Raw genomic sequence first — 16,580 nt, 5'->3', positions numbered from 1 at the left:
CCGGCACCATGAAATTCCCGTGCGTAGGCCGGAACGGTGAACTCGCGGTGCTGGAATGTGCATTTCACTGTGGCGGAAAGGTGGACACGCCGAGCTGGTCCAGCCTTGCCCGCAGGAAGCGGCGGTCAGGTTCTTCGGCGGCAAGCGAAAGCGCGCGCCGATAGGCCTCGGCCGCTTCCTCCGCACGCCCAAGCCTGCGTAACAGATCCGCCCGGGCCGAGTGCATCAGATGGAACTTCTCCAACCCCTCAATGGCATCGATCAGCTTCAGCCCGGCCTCCGGGCCGTCAGCCATCGCCACCGCGACCGCCAAGTTCAGGTTGATCACTGGTGTCGGGTACCGAGACGCCAACTCCGTATACAGTGCAACGATTTGCAGCCAGTCCGTGTCCTCGGCGCGTGCGGCCTGTGAGTGCACGGCGGCGATTGCGGCCTGCAGTTGGTATCTGCCGAGTCGGCGCATCTGCAGCGCTCGGTCGAGGATTCCGATCCCTTCCGCGATCTCAGCGTGGTCCCAGAGTGTCCGGTCTTGGTCTTCCAACAGGACAAGATCACCCGATTGTGTACGCCTCGCATCCCGTCGCGAGTCCTGCAACAGCATCAACGCCAGCAACCCGAGCGCCTCCGGCTCGCCGGGCATCAGCGAAGCGATCAACTTCCCCAGCCGGATCGCCTCGTCCGCGAGAACACGATCAGCGGCCGTGTACCCCTGCGTGTACACGAGATACACCACCGCAAGCACGGCCGAAAGGCGTTGCGGCAGTTGGTGATCGGCAGGCACAGCGAACGAGATCCCGGCGTCACGGATCTTGCGCTTCGCACGCACCAACCGCTGCGCCATTGTGGATTCCGGCACGATGAACTCACGGCCGATCTGCGCCGCGGTCAACCCAGCGACCGCCTGCAACGTCAGCGCCACACGGGCTTCCATGGCCAACGCCGGGTGGCAGCACGTGAAGATCAACGAGAGCCGCTCGTCACCGATGTTCAGCAACGTGTCTTCGCTGTGCTCCAACACCGGGGCCACGGCATGCGCCGGAGCGCGACGAGCACGCCGGATTCGGTCGATCGCGCGGTTACGGGCCACCGTCAGCAGCCACGCCATCGGGTCGTCTGGCACCGTCGACCAGCTTCGTAACGCCTGTGCGCACGCGTCCTGCAACGAGTCCTCGGCCAGCTCCATATCGCCGAGGACTCGCGTCAGCGCTGCGAGCATCCGTGTCCGATGCTCCCGGAACACCAGCTCGACGGCGTGCATCTACCGGATGTCGACTTCCAGCACCGGCCGGATCTCCACCGAGCCCAGCTTGGCCATCGGGCACAAGGACGCCAGTTCGATGGCCTCGTCCAGGTCCTTGCAGTCGAGGATGAAATACCCGCCCAGCTGCTCGTGGGTCTCGGCGAACGGCCCGTCGGTGATCAGCGTGTCGTCGTCACGCACACGCACCGTCGTTGCTGTCTCGGGCAGGTGCAGTGGATCGGCCGCCAGGAACACACCGCGGTCCTTCAGGTCCTTGACGTACGCCTCGACCTCGTCGTAGCCGTCCGGCATCTGCTCGCGGTGGCAGTTGTAGATCAACAACATGTAGCGCATTCGTCCTCCTTCTTTCAGGAGAATGACGACCGAACCGGCCCGGACTCGACATCCGGGCCGGAACGAAACTTACGCCTTGGCGATCGAGGGGAGCCAGTCCACGACCGAGCCCTCGGCGTCGTCCGCGTACAGGTCCTCGTGCTCCAGGTCGTCGAACGCCTGCTCGTCGAACGCGGCGAAGGCGAGCTTGAGCGTGTCCTCGTCCAGCAGACCGGACGCGGCCAGCTCGGTCCGCGCGCGACCCTTCAGTACGTGCAGCACCAGCGCCTCGGCGGCGTTGGTCGGCGAGCGCCACTCGTCCTCGGTCAGCCGCTCGCCCACGATCACCGTCGCGATCAGGAACCGCTTGGCGAACCAGGCCGAGTACTGGTCGGCGAACGCCTTCGGCAGCTCGTCCAGCACCAGCAGCTCTTCGTGCTGGTCGGCCGTGGTGTCGTCCTCGTCGAGCGCCTTGACGTCGTCGAACAGCTCGTCGATGACCACGACGACGGCCTCAGCGAGCGCGCCCTGCACCAGCCGGGCCTGCTCGGGCGTGACGCCGTCCTCGGTGCCGAACGCGTCCGTGCCCAGCGCCGTCACCAGCTCGGAGGCGGTGGCCAGCAGGTCGCGGCGCTCGTCGAGCTCGTCCCCGGAGAGCTCGATCAGCTCGACCTCGTCGTCCTCGAGCTCCTCAGCCTCGGCCGGCTCGTCCTCAAGGGCGGTCTCGAGGTCCTCGTCGCTGACGGTGACCTCGCAGGTCCCTACCGTCCAGTCGGCGAGCAGCTCGGTGCGCTCGAGCAGCTCGGTCAGCACCGCCCGGGCCGCCTCCTCGGCGAACGCCAGCGCCGGAGCTTCGACCAGCCACTTGATCGACGCGCCACCCGGGTGGGCGGACACTTCGTGATCGAGCGGTTCGATCTCGACACCGTCGGGTCCTTCGATGCCGGCCAGCAGGTCAAGCTGCTCGTCGAGCAGCGACACGACGCCGTGGCGGTGCAGTGCGTCCAGTTCCGGGGTGCCCGCCGGCGGGGCGACCTCGGCCTTGAGCTGGTATTCCATGACGCGGAGTTAACCACCTTACGCGGTGTCGGCTGCACGCAGCCGTCGCGGAAGGTAGCGGGCTCCCGACCCGTGGGACGCCACCTCGTCGTCCGGGTTGGAGAACGTGCACGTCCGCAGGGACAGGCAGCCGCATCCGATGCACGACTCGAGGCTGTCCCGCAGCGTCTCGAGGGCCTGGATCTGCTCGTTGATCCGGTCCTTCCAGCCCCGCGACAGCCGGTTCCAGTCCGATTTCGTCGGCGTGCGGCCCTGCGGCAGCGTGGCCAGTGCCTCGGCGATCTCCTCGAGCGTCAGGCCGACGTTGCGGGCCGCGCGGATGAAAGCCAAGCGCCGCAGCACTCCTCGTTCGTACCGGCGTTGGTCGCCGGTCGTCCTCGTCGAGGAGATCAGGCCGAGGCTGTCGTAGTAGCGCAACGCCGACGGCGCGAATCCGCTGCGCCGCGCGACCTCGCCGACCGCGAGCAGGTCCTTGGTGTGCATAGCCGCCCTTGACTTCAAGTTCACTTGAACTATCAGGATGGCAGGCAGGGGGAATCGAACGCAAGGAGAAATGTCATGCCGGTAGCCATCGTCACAGGGGCTTCCAAGGGGTTCGGCCTGGCACTGGCGCGCGAGCTGTCGGCACGGGGCTGGCAGCTCGTGGTCGACGCACGCGGGGCGGAAGCCTTGAAGGCCGCGGAATTCGGGCCGTCGGTCACCGTGATCCCTGGTGACGTGACCGATCCGGGACATCGTCTTGAACTGGTCAACTCGGTGTCCCAATTGGACCTTCTGGTCAACAACGCCAGTGCGCTCGGGCCGAGTCCGTTGCCCGCTCTTGCCGACTATCCGCTCGAGGCTTTCAGCGATCTCTACGAGGCGAACGTCGTCGCCCCGCTTGCCTTGATGCAACTCGCATTGCCATTGCTGACCAAAGTAGACGGAACCATCGTGAACGTCAGCTCGGACGCGGCCGTGGAGGCCTACGAGGGATGGGGTGGTTACGGATCAAGCAAAGCCGCCCTGGATCGCCTCAGTGCCGTGCTCGCAGTTGAGCAGCCGTCACTGCGTGTGTACGCGTTCGATCCTGGGGACATGCGGACGGAGATGCACCAGGCCGCTTTCCCGGGTGAGGACATCTCGGACCGTCCTGAGCCGTCGACGGTCGTGCCGTCGCTGCTTCGGCTGCTGGACGAGCGTCCGCCGAGTGGGCGGTACACGAAATGATGATCTCGGCTGTTGAACCGCCGGAGGCGCACGGGGTTCCGCGTGACGGGGTGCGCATGCTCGTGGCAAGCCCGTCGGGGGTGAAGCATGCGCACTTCAACGACCTCGCGCAGTTCCTGCGGCCCGGTGATCTGGTCGTGGTGAACACCTCCGGGACCATGCCAGCGGCGGTGGACGGTGAGTTGACCGTCCACTTTTCAACGTGGCTCGACGACGGCTCGTGGGTCGTCGAGTTGCGTCCGGAAGGCACCGAAGGTCATGTCGGGCAACGGGTTTCATTGCCCGAGGGATATCTGGAACTGGTCGAGCCGTACGTGCCGGGGCGGCTGTGGCGAGCCCGAGTCTCCGTGGACGTGCCGTCATTGCTGGCACGGTTCGGACGGCCGATCAAGTACTCGTACGTCCCGCAGCAATGGCCATTGGCCGACTACCAGACGGTCTTCGCGAGGGAGTCCGGAAGTGCGGAGATGCCGAGCGCCGGACGGCCGTTTTCCCCGGAGCTCGTGACTTCCCTTGTCTCGGCGGGAGTTCTCATCGCGCCGATCACCTTGCACACGGGCGTCTCGTCCATTGAGGAGGGTAAGCCGCCACTGCCCGAACGGTTCCATGTGCCCGCTTTGACCGCTCGATTGGTCTCGATGACCCGTGCCGCTGGGGGTCGGGTCATCGCCGTGGGAACGACCGTCACGCGGGCGTTGGAGTCCGCTCCGCACGGTGGCCAAGGATGGACCGACCTTGTGCTAGGTCCGTCACGTCCGGCGACGGTCGTCAACGGCCTGATCACCGGATGGCACGCGCCAGGAGCGTCCCACCTGCAGTTATTGCAGGCCGTGGCCGGACGCGAACTGGTGGACGCGGCCTACGAGGCTGCGGCGCGCGAGGGCTACTTGTGGCACGAGTTCGGCGACAGTTGCCTACTGTTGCCAGCATGAACGACGAGGAGCGGTACGAGCAGGGCATGCGGGTACGACGCGAAGTGCTGGGTGACGAGCACGTCGACCGCGCGGTCGCTCGGACAGACGATGTGACGCGGCCATTCCAGGACTACATCACCCGCAACGCCTGGGGTGATATCTGGAGCAGGCCCGGCCTGCCGCGCCGGGACCGCAGCCTGATCACCGTCGCCCTGCTCGCCGCCCTCCAGCATGAAGGCGAACTCGCCATGCACATCCGAGCCGCGCTGCGCAACGGTGTGACCAAAGAGGAGATCACCGAGGTGCTGCTCCAGGTCGGCGTGTACGCGGGCGTGCCGACAGCCAACCGCGCGATGGCCGTCGCTCAGGAAGTCCTCAACGGCTGACGCACCATCGCGAGCGCCAACCACACCAACGATCCACCGGCCACAACGTGCACGGCACTGGTCAACGGGGTGTCCGGCAGCCGTGCGGCGACAGCGAGCAGGGGAAACGCCACCATGTACGCCACGGTCGGGACCTTCGGATGGATGCTCGCCCGCAACATCGTCACTCCGAAAAGGACGGTACCGATCGCGAACACCACGGCACTTCCGAGCAGGGCTATCGTGGTCGAGCTTGGCAGGACCGGCTTGCCGAGGTGGAAGAGCACCATGTTCAGGGTGAACGCGGCACCGCCGAACAGGCCGAGCCCGATCAGGTTGAGGGTGTAGGCGACCTCGCCGGTCGTCTCCCGTTGACGCAAGTGCAGTGCCACCAGCAGCGGAAGCGCGAGCGCGGGGGTGAGGCCGATGACGAAGCTCGTCGCCGCGGTCTCCCCGGTGACCGCCTCGACCATCCCGGTCAGCACGATGCACAGACCGGCGAGGACGCCTGACCACACGGATAACATGTGAACTCCTTGGCAGATAAGGGATATCCCGGATCAAGCTAGGTGTTGCCGTGGCCCGGCCGTAAGTGCCGAGGGGCATGGTGGGGGCACATGACCTTTGGCCAAACTTTGCTCAATCCGTGTCCAAGCCGCCGTAGGCTCAGGGAATGAAGATGCCCTGGGTGTCCGGCGCGGTGTACGGCGTCGTGCTGCTGGCTGGGCTCTACTACGTCTTTGCCGGTCTAGGCGACCCGCACCCGTTGCGGGTCTTCGGTTTCGTCGCCGGGATCGCGGCCTTGTTCGTGCTCGACGCGCTGGAACGCCGTTCTGCGTGGTTCCTCATTGCCAAGCTGGCTCTGTTTTTCGTCGTCGTCGCACTGGACGAGTCGAGCCTGTCGCGGGTTCTGTTCGTGCTGGTGCCGTTCGCCGCGTACCTCACATTCGGCCGGGTTATCGGCCTAGTACTTGGCGCGCTATGTCTAGCCCTATTGCTCACGAGTTTCATCGTGTGGGTGCCAGGCTGGTATCGGGACGCGAACTACGTATCGGACGTGCTGATGTTCAGCCTCGGGCTGGTGCTGGCGATCGCCATGGCCGATGTCGCGGTCCGGGAACGCCGCAGCTCCGCCCGGCTCGCCCAGCTGTCCGCCGAGGCCGAACGTGCCCGGATGGCCCGCGACATCCACGACAGCCTCGGTCACCACCTGACCGCCGTTTCCATCCAGTTGGAAAAGGCTTCAGCCTTCGCCTCCCGTGACCCGGCCGTCGCCAAGCAAGCGCTTGCCGACGCCCGGGAATCGGTGGCACACGCCCTTGACGAGGTCCGAACGTCGGTCAGCACGCTTCCCGGGCGGACCTTGGTGAGTGCGCTGACCTCGCTGGACGTCAATTTGAAAATCGAAGGAGACGAACCAGCCCTCGATCGCGCCACGGTGATGACGTTGTTCCGCGCGGCACAAGAAGCGACCACCAACGCCCGCCGGCACGGTCAGGCAGATCGGGTGTCCGTGGCGGTCACCTTCGGCAAAGCAGACACTCGCTTGGTCGTCAGCGACAACGGCCGCGGCTTCCACACCGAAGCACCGAACACCGGCTTCGGTTTACCAGGAATGAAAGAACGCGCGGCGCTCGTCGGCGGATCGATCACAGTGGACAGTGCACCCGGTTCAGGCACCCGAGTCGCGGTGACGGTGCCGCGATGAACGTCCGAGTGCTCGTCGTCGACGACCAAAGGCTTGTCCGAGAAGGCATCGCGTCGCTACTGGACATCCAAGAAGGCATCTCGGTCATCGGCATGGCCGCCGACGGCAAGCAAGCGATCGACCAAGTCATCGCCCTGAGCCCGGACGTGGTGCTGATGGACGTCCGGATGCCCGAAATGGACGGCGTCGACGCGGTCGCCGTCCTGCGCCGCCGTGCGCCCGAGTGCAAAGTCGTGATGCTCACGACGTTCGACGACGAGGAATACGTAGTCCAGGCGTTGCGTGCGGGCGCAGCTGGTTACCTGCTGAAAGACCTACCCGCAGCCAAGCTGGCCGAGGCTGTGCGCCTTACGCATGCCGGTGTCACGCAGCTCGACGACGCTGCGGCGCAACATGTTGCGGCTGCACTGTCTTCGCACCCGGCGCCGAGTCGCGTCGATACGTTGACCGAACGGGAAACCGACGTCCTGAAACTCATCGCATCCGGGTCAACGAACCGGGAGATCGCCGCCCGCCTGTTCCTCAGCGAGGGCACGGTGAAGAACCACATCTCGCGGATCCTCGGACGGCTGGGACTACGCGATCGCACCCAAGCAGCCATCTACGCAAGAGACCACGGGTTGCTGTGATGTCCTGGATACGGGATGCCGGACCACAGCCCGATCCGGCACCCCGTGGCACTCAGGCGCTGGCGGCGGTCGCGGGGTGCAGGCGCAAGCCGACGCCGGCCCAGAGTGCGCGCCGGACTGCCTCGTAGCAGGGGCGGCAGGCCGGCACCCGGATGGGCCTGGTCACGGACTGGCTCAAGGCAACGCTCAGCCCCGGTTCAGCCGTGGACTGGCACGTGCTGTGGTGGTGGCCGGCTGGGGCGCAGACGCACAGACAAGCGGTGCTGGGGTTCATCGCGACCTCCGTTGGTGAGCGTGACTCAACACACTAATGGCACTCAGTGCCATTGCGCAACTCCCCGTGCTACTTTTTCGGTCATGACGAGCGGGGTGCCCGATCGCAGGAGACGGGTCCGCGAGGCGCTGACCGCGGCCGCGATCGACCTTTTCCTGGCCAAGGGGTATGAGGAGACGACCGTCGACGAGATCGCCGCGGCGGCTGGGGTGGGCAGGCGGACGTTCTTCCGGTACTTCCCGTCAAAGGAAGACGTGATCTTCCCGGACCATGAGGCGCGCCTGCTGCGCGTCGCCGAGGTCTTCGCCACGGCCCCGCACGACGAGCCCCCGCTGTCGGTTGCCTGCCGCGCCGTTCACGGTGTGCTCGAGGCATACCTCGACGAAGGTGTTATCGCAGTACAGCGGTACCGGTTGACCCGCGATTTCCCTCAGTTGCGCTCTCGCGAGATCGCTAGTGCGCACAGCTATCACATCGCCGTCACCCGCTACTTGGTCGACCGCGTCGGCGACGAGCCCGACGGTGCGCTGTGGGCCGAGGTGGCTGGTTCCGCTGTCGTCGCGGCGCACAACCACGTGCTGCGGCAGTACCTCAAGGCCGGTGGCAAGGGCGACGTGCTCGGCAAAGCCGACCGTGCTTTCCGCTACATCCGGGAGACCCTCGGCGTCACCGCGGCCCGTTCCGAAGAGGTGGACGACGTCGTCGTCGCGGTGATGCGCAGGGGCATGCCGCTCGCCAGCGTGATGAGCCGGATCGAGGACGCTCTCGAGCGCTGACACTCAGTGCCAAATTTGCAGGGCGTACGCGGGCTGGGGTGCTGAGTCACGTGGCAGGTGGACACGAGCGCCGTGTGCCGTCGGTTCCCAGCGCAACCGGTCCCTGCTGCCTGCCATCGTCACCCGAGCATGAGCGGCAGGGCGCATATCGATCTCCACAACCGGCCCCGACGTGTCGAACACAATCGCGTTGACCGCGTTTTTCGAAGCTGTGTAACGGATCTGCCGACCCATGGTGGTGATTCCCTTGGCACGTTCCCAAGGTCGAGTCCGGTAGATGGCGTCACCGTTGGTACGCAACCACTTGCCCAATGCGAGCAGGCGCTGTCGTTGCTCTGGCGGGATCTGGCCGCTGCCGGTGGGGCCGACGTTGATCAGCAGGTTCCCGCCGTGCGCGACGATGTCGACGAACATCCGGACGAGCTCCGTCTCGCTGAGATAGCTCGCGTCGGACTCCATCCTGTTGTAGCCGAACGACGTTCCGATCCCGCGGCACGCCTCCCACTTGCGATCCGCCGGACCGTTCGTCTCCGCGTACTCCAGGGTGACGAAATCTGAGGGCAGGCCCATGTCGAACCGGTCGTTGACAATCCCGTCGGGGACTTCCTCGTAGTACGTCTCGAACAGCGCCTCGGCGTCCTGGTTGGGCAGGTAGCCGTAGTCATTCCACAGCACGCTCGGCCGGTAGCGCGCCACAAGCTCGCGCCAATGCGCATCGGTGTACCTGGCGTACTGCTCGCCCTGCGGCAACGCTTCGAGGAGCTTTGTGTTGTCCGTGATCGGCAGGCCGCCGAAGGTCCAGTCCATTCCCTCCGAGTAGTACGTGCCGAACCGCATCCCGCGCGCACGGACCGCGTTGGCCAGTTCGCCCACCACATCCCGGTTCGACTGCCAGCCGCGTTTGTGCGGGTTCACGTGTGCGCTGGGCCACAACAGAAACCCGTCTTCGGTCTTCGTGGTCAGCACCACGTACCCGGCCCCAGCCTGGTGGAACAACTCCGCCCACGGCCGCGGGTCCCACGCCGGGATCATCTTGTCGCGGAATTGCCCGACAAAGCCGTCGTAGGGCGTGTCGCCGTACCGTTCGGCGTGATAGCGGGCGGTTTCACTGCCCGGGACCGCCATCGTGTTCTGGTACATCTCCGCGTAGGGGAGCGTCCGCCAGATCTGTTGTTGCTGCCGCAGCGGCAGATTCGGATCACTGGTGGACGCCAGGTCGCGCAGCAGGTGCACCGGTGCGAACGCCGGAATGGCCGCGGCGTTCCAGTGGATGAAGATGCCCAGCTTGACCTCGTCGAACCACGGCGGCAGCGGCCTGCGCGGGGCCGCCGCGGCGGTGCTGCCGCTGGCGGCGAGGGCGAGTGCGGGGACTGCTCCGAGCAGTGTGCGACGGCTGACCATGGCCTGATCGTCACCGGATCGGCGGTACCGCCACATCCACTGACTGGTTAACCGATCGGTGGATATCCGCTGATCCACGTGGAACCGGCATGATCATCCGCGCTTCCGGCGTGGCGTGCCGCCGACCCTCCGTGGGTTTTTGCCGCGGTCATGGCAGTATCCGGCGGTGCGTTATTACGCTGATCTCCACGTGCACTCGAAGTACAGCCGGGCGTGCAGCCGCGACTGCGACGTGCGCAACCTGGCGTGGTGGGCGCGGCGCAAGGGGATCACCGTGCTGGGGACCGGTGACTTCACCCATCCCGCGTGGGCGCAGGAGCTGCGCGAAACGCTGGTTCCCGCCGAGCCTGGCCTGTTCAAGCTGCGCGACGACGTCGACGACGAAGTGCTTCGCAAGCTGCCGGCGAGCTGCCACGGCGAGGTCCGGTTCGTCCTCGAGGTGGAGATCTCCACGATCTACAAGCGTGATGACCGCACCCGCAAGGTGCACCACCTGTGTTACGTGCCGTCGTTCGAGGCCGCCGACAAGTTCACCGCGGCGCTGGCCAAGATCGGCAACCTCGGCTCGGACGGGCGGCCGATCCTCGGCCTGGACTCGCGTGACCTGCTGGAGATCACGCTGGAGTCCGGCGAGGGCTCGTACCTGGTGCCCGCACACGTCTGGACGCCGTGGTTCGCCGTGCTGGGCTCGAAATCGGGCTTCGACGCCGTCGCGGACTGCTACGCCGACCTCGCCGACCACGTCTTCGCCGTCGAGACGGGCCTGTCCAGCGACCCGTCGATGAACTGGCGGGTGTCCGGGCTCGACAAATACCGTCTGGTCAGCAACTCCGACGCGCACTCGCCGCCGATCCTCGGCCGCAACGCCACCGTGTTCGACACCGAGCTGGACTACTTCAAGCTGCGGGACGCATTGCGTGACGGCACGGGCTATGTCGGCACCGTGGACATGTTTCCCGAGGAGGGCAAGTACTTCCTTGACGGGCACCGCAAGTGCGATGTGCGGATGGAGCCGAGCGACACCAAGAAGCTCGGTGGCACTTGCCCGACGTGCTCGAAGCCGCTCACAGTCGGTGTGCTGCACCGGATCGCCGAGCTCGCCGACCGGGAACCCGGTGTGCGGCCGGCGAACGCGGGCGAGTACTGGAGCATCGTGCCGCTGCCGGAGATCATGGGCGAGATCCTCAAGGTCGGCCCGAAGAGCAAGGCCGTCACCAACGCGGTGACCGACCTGGTCAACGCGCACGGCCCGGAACTTCCCCTGCTGATGGAAGCTCCGCTTGAGGACATCCGCAATCCCCTTGTGCACGAGGCGATCGACCGGCTGCGTCGAGGACAGGTCCGGTGCGATCCGGGCTTCGACGGCGAGTACGGCACCATCAAGATGTTCGCGCCCGGCGAGCTGGACGCGCCGACCGACCAGTCGCCTGGCCTGTTCGACGTGCCGACGGTGGAGGAGATCGTGGTGTCCCGGCGGGCTATCAAGCCCATTGTGGACATTCCGGCGCCCAAGCTCACGACGCCGTTGATGATCACACCGCCGACGTCGTCGTTGCTGGACGGCCTCGACCCGGACCAACGCGCGGCCGCGTCCGTTGTGGACGGTCAGCTGCTGATCGTCGCCGGGCCGGGCACCGGCAAGACGAGGACGTTGACCCATCGGATCGCGCATCTCGTGTTGTCCCATGACGTTTCGCCTTCATCGGTGCTGGCGATCACGTTCACCCGGCGCGCCGCCGAGGAGATGCGGGAGCGACTGGCCGCGTTGATCCCCGCCGCGGCTGAGCTGACGGTGGCCACGTTCCACCAGTTCGGCCTGATGATCCTGCGGGAACAGCACGCCGTGCTCGGGCTCGCCCCGGATTTCGGCGTCGCCGACGAGGCCACGCGGATCGCCGTGCTGCGCGAGATCGTCGGCGAGGAGCCTCGGCGAGCACTGCAGGAGATCTCCCGCGCCAAACGAGCGCTTGCCGCTGGGATGGCGGCAGCGGCGGCCGGTGAGCTGCCGATCGGCGACGAGATCGACGGTGATCTGATCGGCTTGGTCGAACGGTACGACAAAGCCTTGCACAGCAAGGACTTGGTCGACTTCGACGACCTGCTCGCGATGCCCGTGACGCTGCTGTCCCGGCAGATCGAGCTGGTCGAGCACTACCGCTCACGGTTCAACTACATCTGTGTCGACGAGTACCAGGACGTCGACGAGCTGCAGTACCGGCTGCTGCAGGAGCTGACCCCGCCCAACGGCAACCTGTGCGCGATCGGCGACCCTGACCAGGCCATTTATTCGTTCCGTGGTGCTGACGTCGGCTTTTTCCTGCGTTTCCAGCGTGACTTCCCGACCGCGCGAACCGTGCAGCTGACCCGCAACTACCGGTCGAGCCCGGTGATCGTGGCCGGTGCGCTCGCTGCGGTCAAACCGGCCACATTGGTGCCCGATCGAGAATTGCAGGCGATGCGCACGGCGCCTGGCGACCGTTCATTGATCGGCATTTATCCGGCGGCCTCGGATGAGGCCGAAGCCGAGTTTGTGGTCCAGACCATCGAGGAATTGTTGGGCGGCTCGTCATTTCACGCCCACGATTCCGGCAGGGTCGCCGGTGACGGTGTCGAAGGTGGACTGTCCTTTGACGACATCGCGGTGCTCTACCGGACGGATGCCCAGGCCAAGCCGGTGATGGAGGTGCTGGCGCGGGAAGGTCTGCCGTTCCAGAAGCGGTCGCACTCCCAGTTGGCGGGACATCCCGGTGTCCGGGAACTGATCGACCACTTCGTTGTGGACAGTCCAAACACACCTCTGTTGCTCAAGAGGGCCGCCCAGCGGGTGTCGGAGTCGGTCGACGTGCAGGACGCACTCGAGCTGCTGAACCCGTTGGCCGCACGGCTGGATCCGGCCGCCTTCCTCGCCGAACTCACACTGGGTGCCGAAGTGGACACTTGGGATCCGCGAGCCAACCGGATCTCCCTGCTGACCCTGCACGCGGCCAAAGGCCTTGAGTTCCCTGTTGTCTTCATCGTCGGCTGCGGCGAAGGACTGCTGCCGATGCGCTGGGCCGAGCAGACCGATGAGGAGCGTCGGCTGTTCTTCGTCGGTGTCAGCCGTGCACAGAAACACCTGTACCTCAGCCACCGTGGCGAACCTTCGCCGTTCCTGGCCAGTCTTGGGCCACAAGTTGCCGAAAAACTGGCAGGCCGTACGGCTAAGCGGAGCCGTCAACTCAGACTCCTATAGGTTCTAGTGCATGAGCGAACCGGCACTGCATGAAGTGGCAGCGGGCGTCTACGCGTGGGTCCAGCCCGACGGCTCGTGGTGGCTCAACAACGCGGGCGCCGTGCACAGCGGTTCTTCGGTGGTCCTCGTCGACACATGCGCGACCCGCCGCCGGACAACCTTGTTCCTGGACGCGGTCGCCGCCGCGACCAACGGCGCGTCCATCGACTTGGCTGTCAACACGCACCTGCACGGCGACCACACGTACGGAAATGCCCTGCTGCCCGCGTCGACGGTCATCGTGTCCCAGACGCATACCCGCAACGGCCTGCTCGCCGACTTCATCCTGAAGAACACGCCGCCGGTCTGGTCACCGAGCCCCGACTGGGGGATCTCGGAGATCCGTGCGGCGACTGTGACTTTCGACTCCTCGCTGACCTTGCACGCGGGCGAGGTAGAAGTGTCGCTCGAACACCCCGGCTACAGCGCGCACACGCCCGGCGATGCCATCGCATGGGTGCCGTCAGCCAAGGTGCTGTTCACCGGTGACCTGATCTTCAACCAGGTCACCCCGCTCGTGTTCATGGGCTCGGTCTCCGGCGCACTGCGGTCACTGGAGTGGCTGCGCAACTTCCCCGCGTCCTACATCGTTCCGGGCCACGGCCCGCTGCTCGAAGGCCCCGACTTCGGCGAGGTCCTCGACACCCACGCGCGCTACTACAAAATGGTCCAGGCCACTGCGGCCTCCGGTCTCGACCGCGGCTGGACCCCGCTGGACGCCGCCAAGGACTTGGACCTCGGCGAGTTCGCGACCCTGCCCGACGCCGAACGCATCGTGCTCAACCTGCACCGCGCGTACGCCGAGGCCACGAACACCGAGATGAACCTGCTCGCCGCGATCAGCGACGCGGTCACCTACAACGGCGGCCCCTTGCACTGCGCCCTATAGAACAGGGCCCTCTAGAACCTGGGCCCTATGGCACCAGGGCTCGCCAGAAGCTGGGCCCCGTAACACCTTCTGTGAACGCTGTGTCCTTTTTGTCCCATCGCGGTCGGCCAAAACGCCGTCACGGCTGCGAAGATCCGGATAGGGTCGGGGCGACAAAGGAGGGTGGGTGCGGGTACTGGTGATCGTGCTCGCACTGGTGCTGGCTGGGTGCTCGGCGCCGGTGCGGGATCTGGACAAGATGCAGAAGTGCCAGGTGGCCAAGGACGTCATGGCGACGGGCCTGCCTGTCGACGAGTTCAAGCCCGATCCGGTGCCGCCGTTGCCGGACGACAGCGTGCAGGACCCGAGGGGCAAGCAGAAAGGCGACTCCATCGAGATCGCCGCGGTCATCGATGCCGACCCTCAGGTGGTCAAGGACAGCATCGCCAAGGCCGTGAACGCGCGCGGGTGGTCGGCCAAGAGCGACGACGGATCGATGGTCAGCTACGAGAGCCCGAGCGGTCTCAAGGGTGACGTCAAGCTGGTGCTGTGTGACGACGAGGACGACTTCGTCGTGTTCACGCAGCAAGGGAAGTGAACAGATCCACGGCTGAGTCGATGTCCAGGTCCGGCCCTCGGAAGTTCCACGCCGCCGCGCACAGCACACGGGCGCCCGCGGCCAGCGTCGAGGACGGGCCTGGGTACAACTGGAGCGTGCCCTGGGTCACCGTGGCGATCCAGCCTTCACATTCCCAGTAGCGCGCCTCGCAGTCGACGATCGGCTGACGGCGGAACAAGTCCCGCAGGTCGGTGGCGACGAACGTGGGCCGCTGATCCGGCGACGTGAGCAACAACGAGCGCAGGTTCGTCGACTCGTTGAGGATCAGCACGCTGGGGATGTGGATCGCGCGCGCCGCTGCGACGAAGCGCATGGACTGGCCGATCGCGAGTGGGTACCGCGCCCTCGTGCGGTGGATGGCCTCGCGCAGCAACTCCGGGTACGACGCCGGCGCCTGAGACGGCGGTTCGTCCTCGGTATGTGCAGTACCGAGGACGAACTCGTCCGCTGACTGGGCAGGCACCAGGCCGGTCAACAGTCGCGCCGCCGCGTGCGACTGGGTCACGACCTGGGCTTGGTGGGCGTTGATGCCCAGCCCGGCCAGCGACGACGCCACCGCGGCAGCGGACCGGGTGGCGTCGGTGCTCAGGAAAGCGATGGGATAGAGATGATCAACCGTTTCTGTTGTGAAAGGGATCACCCCGGTGTTCCCGTCAAGTAATCCTTCCAGTTCGAACAGAAATCCGTCGTACATGTCGGTGATCGTGGGCATTGACTATTCGACTTCTTTGCTGAACCGGGTCACTCTTCAGGACGTTACTCGTATGGTCGGAGCATACAAGGGGCAGGTCGGGTGAATAACCTACTTTCGCATAGTGTGTTCGGACGGCCGAAGTAGGGGATTACGATCGCAAACGGCTTCGGACCAGGGGGTTTCGGCAATGCGGCTGGAGATCAGACACCTGCGCACGGTGCTTGCCGTCGCCGACGCGGGCAGCATCAGCCGCGCCGCGGCGATCCTGCAGGTCACGCAGCCTGGTCTGTCCTCGCAGCTGCAACGGATCGAGCGGGAGGTCGGCGGGCACCTCTTCCGCCGGGGCCGGGACGGCATCGTGGTCACCGAACTCGGCCAGCACTTCATCGACGAGGCCCGTGAGCTGGTCGAACGCTTCGACAGGCTGGGTGAGGCCGGTGAGCAGTTCTCCGATCGCACGCACGACACCGTGATCAGGGTCGGCGGGATCGACAACCGGCACACTCCCGCGCTGGTCACGGTCATCCGCGAGGTGCTGCCCGACCCCGACGTGTCCAGCTGGATCTCCGTGGAGGTCCGGCCGGTGATCGAGGCCCTCGGATCCAACACGCTCGATATAGCTGTGCTGCATGAGTTCCCGCGTTACCCCATCTACCTCGGCCCCGGCATCGAGCACCGGGTGCTGGTCACCGAGCCGTTCTTCATCGGCCTGCACGTGTGTCATCCGCTGGCCGGCCAGGACGAGATCGTGCTGGCTGACCTGGCGAAAGCCGACTGGGTGCTGCCGCCGGACGACGAGGCGGGCGGGCTGGCGAGCTTCCGGATGGCGTGCGGTGCCGCCGGTTTCTCGCCGCAGGTGCGCCACCGGGTGGCCAGCTCGGTCGCGGCCGGCCTGCTGATCGCGTCAGGCGAGGCCGTCGGCTGCTATTTCCCCACGTCAGAGCCGCCGCAGGATGTCGTACTGCGGCCCATCGCCGGCAATCCGCACTATCGGAGGCTGCTGGTGGCCTGGCGCGGCGACTCGCCGATCGCCGCGGTCGCCGGCGAGGTCTACGATCGCCTGCTTGCCGGATACCTGGACGTCATGCGGTCCCGTCCGGCTTACGCCACTTGGTGGCGTAACCGCGAGGGTGATCGGTCATAATCGTAGAGTTATGGCTGATTGTTGGGTACCGGCTAATGGGTCGAGTGATATTATTTTACACACCTTGACCGGGGGG

General features: G+C 66.0%; 17 protein-coding genes. 10 read left to right on the top strand and 7 right to left on the bottom strand.

The features are described 5' to 3' along the window. Positions 1-64 precede the first annotated feature (64 nt). The 4 genes from B9C43_RS10145 to soxR all read right to left on the bottom strand — a co-directional run bounded on the left by B9C43_RS10145 (position 65) and on the right by soxR (position 3,115). Positions 65-1,258, bottom strand: coding sequence for an RNA polymerase sigma factor (locus tag B9C43_RS10145; RefSeq protein ID WP_084425779.1), 1,194 nt, complete (start codon positions 1,256-1,258; stop codon positions 65-67). Next, positions 1,259-1,594, bottom strand: coding sequence for a YciI family protein (locus B9C43_RS10140; protein ID WP_033382095.1), 336 nt, complete (start codon positions 1,592-1,594; stop codon positions 1,259-1,261). 69 nt (positions 1,595-1,663) lie between these two features. Next, positions 1,664-2,632: a hypothetical protein gene (locus B9C43_RS10135; protein ID WP_084425778.1), complete on the bottom strand. Its 969-nt coding sequence runs from the start codon at positions 2,630-2,632 to the stop codon at positions 1,664-1,666. An 18-nt stretch (positions 2,633-2,650) separates the two neighbouring features. Next, complete coding sequence (soxR, locus tag B9C43_RS10130; RefSeq protein WP_033382096.1) at positions 2,651-3,115, bottom strand: redox-sensitive transcriptional activator SoxR; 465 nt, start codon at positions 3,113-3,115, stop codon at positions 2,651-2,653. Between the two features lie 75 nt (positions 3,116-3,190). Here soxR and B9C43_RS10125 point away from each other — a divergent pair, with 75 nt between their 5' ends. From B9C43_RS10125 to pcaC, 3 genes are read left to right on the top strand one after another with little or no spacing between them, the layout of a single operon-like run. After that, on the top strand, positions 3,191-3,841 hold the full coding sequence (locus tag B9C43_RS10125; protein ID WP_033382097.1) for an SDR family NAD(P)-dependent oxidoreductase: 651 nt from the start codon (positions 3,191-3,193) through the stop codon (positions 3,839-3,841). Further along, the gene (locus B9C43_RS10120) at positions 3,838-4,773 is read left to right on the top strand and encodes an S-adenosylmethionine:tRNA ribosyltransferase-isomerase (RefSeq protein ID WP_084425777.1); all 936 of its coding nucleotides are present in this window, start codon (positions 3,838-3,840) and stop codon (positions 4,771-4,773) included. Before B9C43_RS10125 ends, B9C43_RS10120 begins: the two co-directional genes overlap by 4 nt. Next, positions 4,770-5,141 carry a 4-carboxymuconolactone decarboxylase gene (gene pcaC, locus B9C43_RS10115; protein WP_084425776.1) on the top strand — a complete coding sequence of 124 codons (372 nt, stop codon included), beginning with the start codon at positions 4,770-4,772 and terminating at the stop codon, positions 5,139-5,141. Before B9C43_RS10120 ends, pcaC begins: the two co-directional genes overlap by 4 nt. On the opposite strand, the gene B9C43_RS10110 is transcribed toward pcaC, so the two are convergent. Further along, positions 5,120-5,647, bottom strand: a complete 528-nt coding sequence (locus tag B9C43_RS10110; RefSeq protein WP_033382100.1) for a hypothetical protein — start codon at positions 5,645-5,647, stop codon at positions 5,120-5,122. The two genes, pcaC and B9C43_RS10110, sit on opposite strands and share 22 nt — an antisense overlap. A 146-nt stretch (positions 5,648-5,793) precedes the next feature. Between B9C43_RS10110 and B9C43_RS10105 the strand changes: the two genes are divergently transcribed. From B9C43_RS10105 to B9C43_RS10095, 3 genes are all read left to right on the top strand, one after another. Next, positions 5,794-6,828: a sensor histidine kinase gene (locus B9C43_RS10105; protein WP_084425775.1), complete on the top strand. Its 1,035-nt coding sequence runs from the start codon at positions 5,794-5,796 to the stop codon at positions 6,826-6,828. Then, positions 6,825-7,457 (top strand): response regulator, encoded by a 633-nt coding sequence (locus tag B9C43_RS10100; protein WP_033382102.1) that lies wholly within the window; start codon positions 6,825-6,827, stop codon positions 7,455-7,457. The genes B9C43_RS10105 and B9C43_RS10100 overlap by 4 nt, the downstream gene beginning before the upstream one ends. 357 nt (positions 7,458-7,814) lie before the next feature. After that, positions 7,815-8,507, top strand: a complete 693-nt coding sequence (locus tag B9C43_RS10095) for a TetR family transcriptional regulator (RefSeq protein WP_160096466.1) — start codon at positions 7,815-7,817, stop codon at positions 8,505-8,507. A 3-nt stretch (positions 8,508-8,510) separates the two neighbouring features. On the opposite strand, the gene B9C43_RS10090 is transcribed toward B9C43_RS10095, so the two are convergent. Continuing rightward, positions 8,511-9,908 (bottom strand): alpha-L-fucosidase, encoded by a 1,398-nt coding sequence (locus B9C43_RS10090; RefSeq protein WP_160096464.1) that lies wholly within the window; start codon positions 9,906-9,908, stop codon positions 8,511-8,513. Between the two features lie 166 nt (positions 9,909-10,074). Between B9C43_RS10090 and B9C43_RS10085 the strand changes: the two genes are divergently transcribed. From B9C43_RS10085 to B9C43_RS10075, 3 genes are all read left to right on the top strand, one after another. Then, complete coding sequence (locus tag B9C43_RS10085; RefSeq protein ID WP_084427972.1) at positions 10,075-13,140, top strand: UvrD-helicase domain-containing protein; 3,066 nt, start codon at positions 10,075-10,077, stop codon at positions 13,138-13,140. 10 nt (positions 13,141-13,150) lie between these two features. Further along, complete coding sequence (locus tag B9C43_RS10080; RefSeq protein WP_084425772.1) at positions 13,151-14,068, top strand: MBL fold metallo-hydrolase; 918 nt, start codon at positions 13,151-13,153, stop codon at positions 14,066-14,068. Between the two features lie 166 nt (positions 14,069-14,234). Continuing rightward, positions 14,235-14,645: a hypothetical protein gene (locus tag B9C43_RS10075; protein ID WP_033381001.1), complete on the top strand. Its 411-nt coding sequence runs from the start codon at positions 14,235-14,237 to the stop codon at positions 14,643-14,645. On the opposite strand, the gene B9C43_RS10070 is transcribed toward B9C43_RS10075, so the two are convergent. After that, entirely contained in the window at positions 14,626-15,378 is a 753-nt protein-coding gene (locus tag B9C43_RS10070) for an HAD family hydrolase (RefSeq protein WP_033381002.1), read from the bottom strand. The two genes, B9C43_RS10075 and B9C43_RS10070, sit on opposite strands and share 20 nt — an antisense overlap. A gap of 169 nt (positions 15,379-15,547) precedes the next feature. Here B9C43_RS10070 and B9C43_RS10065 point away from each other — a divergent pair, with 169 nt between their 5' ends. Next, positions 15,548-16,504 carry a LysR family transcriptional regulator gene (locus B9C43_RS10065; protein ID WP_143446260.1) on the top strand — a complete coding sequence of 319 codons (957 nt, stop codon included), beginning with the start codon at positions 15,548-15,550 and terminating at the stop codon, positions 16,502-16,504. Positions 16,505-16,580: the final 76 nt, after the last annotated feature.

The sequence above is a fragment of the Kibdelosporangium aridum genome (assembly GCF_900176515.1).
In the GTDB taxonomy this organism is placed as follows: Bacteria; Actinomycetota; Actinomycetes; order Mycobacteriales; family Pseudonocardiaceae; genus Kibdelosporangium; species Kibdelosporangium aridum.
Note: the sequence above shows the minus strand (reverse complement) of the source record. Positions and strands in the feature narration are given on the sequence as shown.

Bases quoted from the DNA above. Each gene is read 5' to 3' on its own strand.
- B9C43_RS10120 (WP_084425777.1), top strand. From the start codon at position 3,838: ATGATGATCTCGGCTGTTGAACCGCCGGAGGCGCACGGGGTTCCGCGT.
- B9C43_RS10080 (WP_084425772.1), top strand. From the start codon at position 13,151: ATGAGCGAACCGGCACTGCATGAAGTGGCAGCGGGCGTCTACGCGTGG.
- B9C43_RS10070 (WP_033381002.1), bottom strand. From the start codon at position 15,378: ATGCCCACGATCACCGACATGTACGACGGATTTCTGTTCGAACTGGAA.
- B9C43_RS10100 (WP_033382102.1), top strand. From the start codon at position 6,825: ATGAACGTCCGAGTGCTCGTCGTCGACGACCAAAGGCTTGTCCGAGAA.
- B9C43_RS10125 (WP_033382097.1), top strand. From the start codon at position 3,191: ATGCCGGTAGCCATCGTCACAGGGGCTTCCAAGGGGTTCGGCCTGGCA.
- B9C43_RS10145 (WP_084425779.1), bottom strand. From the start codon at position 1,258: ATGCACGCCGTCGAGCTGGTGTTCCGGGAGCATCGGACACGGATGCTC.
- B9C43_RS10105 (WP_084425775.1), top strand. From the start codon at position 5,794: ATGAAGATGCCCTGGGTGTCCGGCGCGGTGTACGGCGTCGTGCTGCTG.
- B9C43_RS10135 (WP_084425778.1), bottom strand. From the start codon at position 2,632: ATGGAATACCAGCTCAAGGCCGAGGTCGCCCCGCCGGCGGGCACCCCG.
- B9C43_RS10095 (WP_160096466.1), top strand. From the start codon at position 7,815: ATGACGAGCGGGGTGCCCGATCGCAGGAGACGGGTCCGCGAGGCGCTG.
- pcaC (WP_084425776.1), top strand. From the start codon at position 4,770: ATGAACGACGAGGAGCGGTACGAGCAGGGCATGCGGGTACGACGCGAA.
- B9C43_RS10065 (WP_143446260.1), top strand. From the start codon at position 15,548: ATGCGGCTGGAGATCAGACACCTGCGCACGGTGCTTGCCGTCGCCGAC.
- B9C43_RS10140 (WP_033382095.1), bottom strand. From the start codon at position 1,594: ATGCGCTACATGTTGTTGATCTACAACTGCCACCGCGAGCAGATGCCG.
- soxR (WP_033382096.1), bottom strand. From the start codon at position 3,115: ATGCACACCAAGGACCTGCTCGCGGTCGGCGAGGTCGCGCGGCGCAGC.
- B9C43_RS10110 (WP_033382100.1), bottom strand. From the start codon at position 5,647: ATGTTATCCGTGTGGTCAGGCGTCCTCGCCGGTCTGTGCATCGTGCTG.
- B9C43_RS10090 (WP_160096464.1), bottom strand. From the start codon at position 9,908: ATGGTCAGCCGTCGCACACTGCTCGGAGCAGTCCCCGCACTCGCCCTC.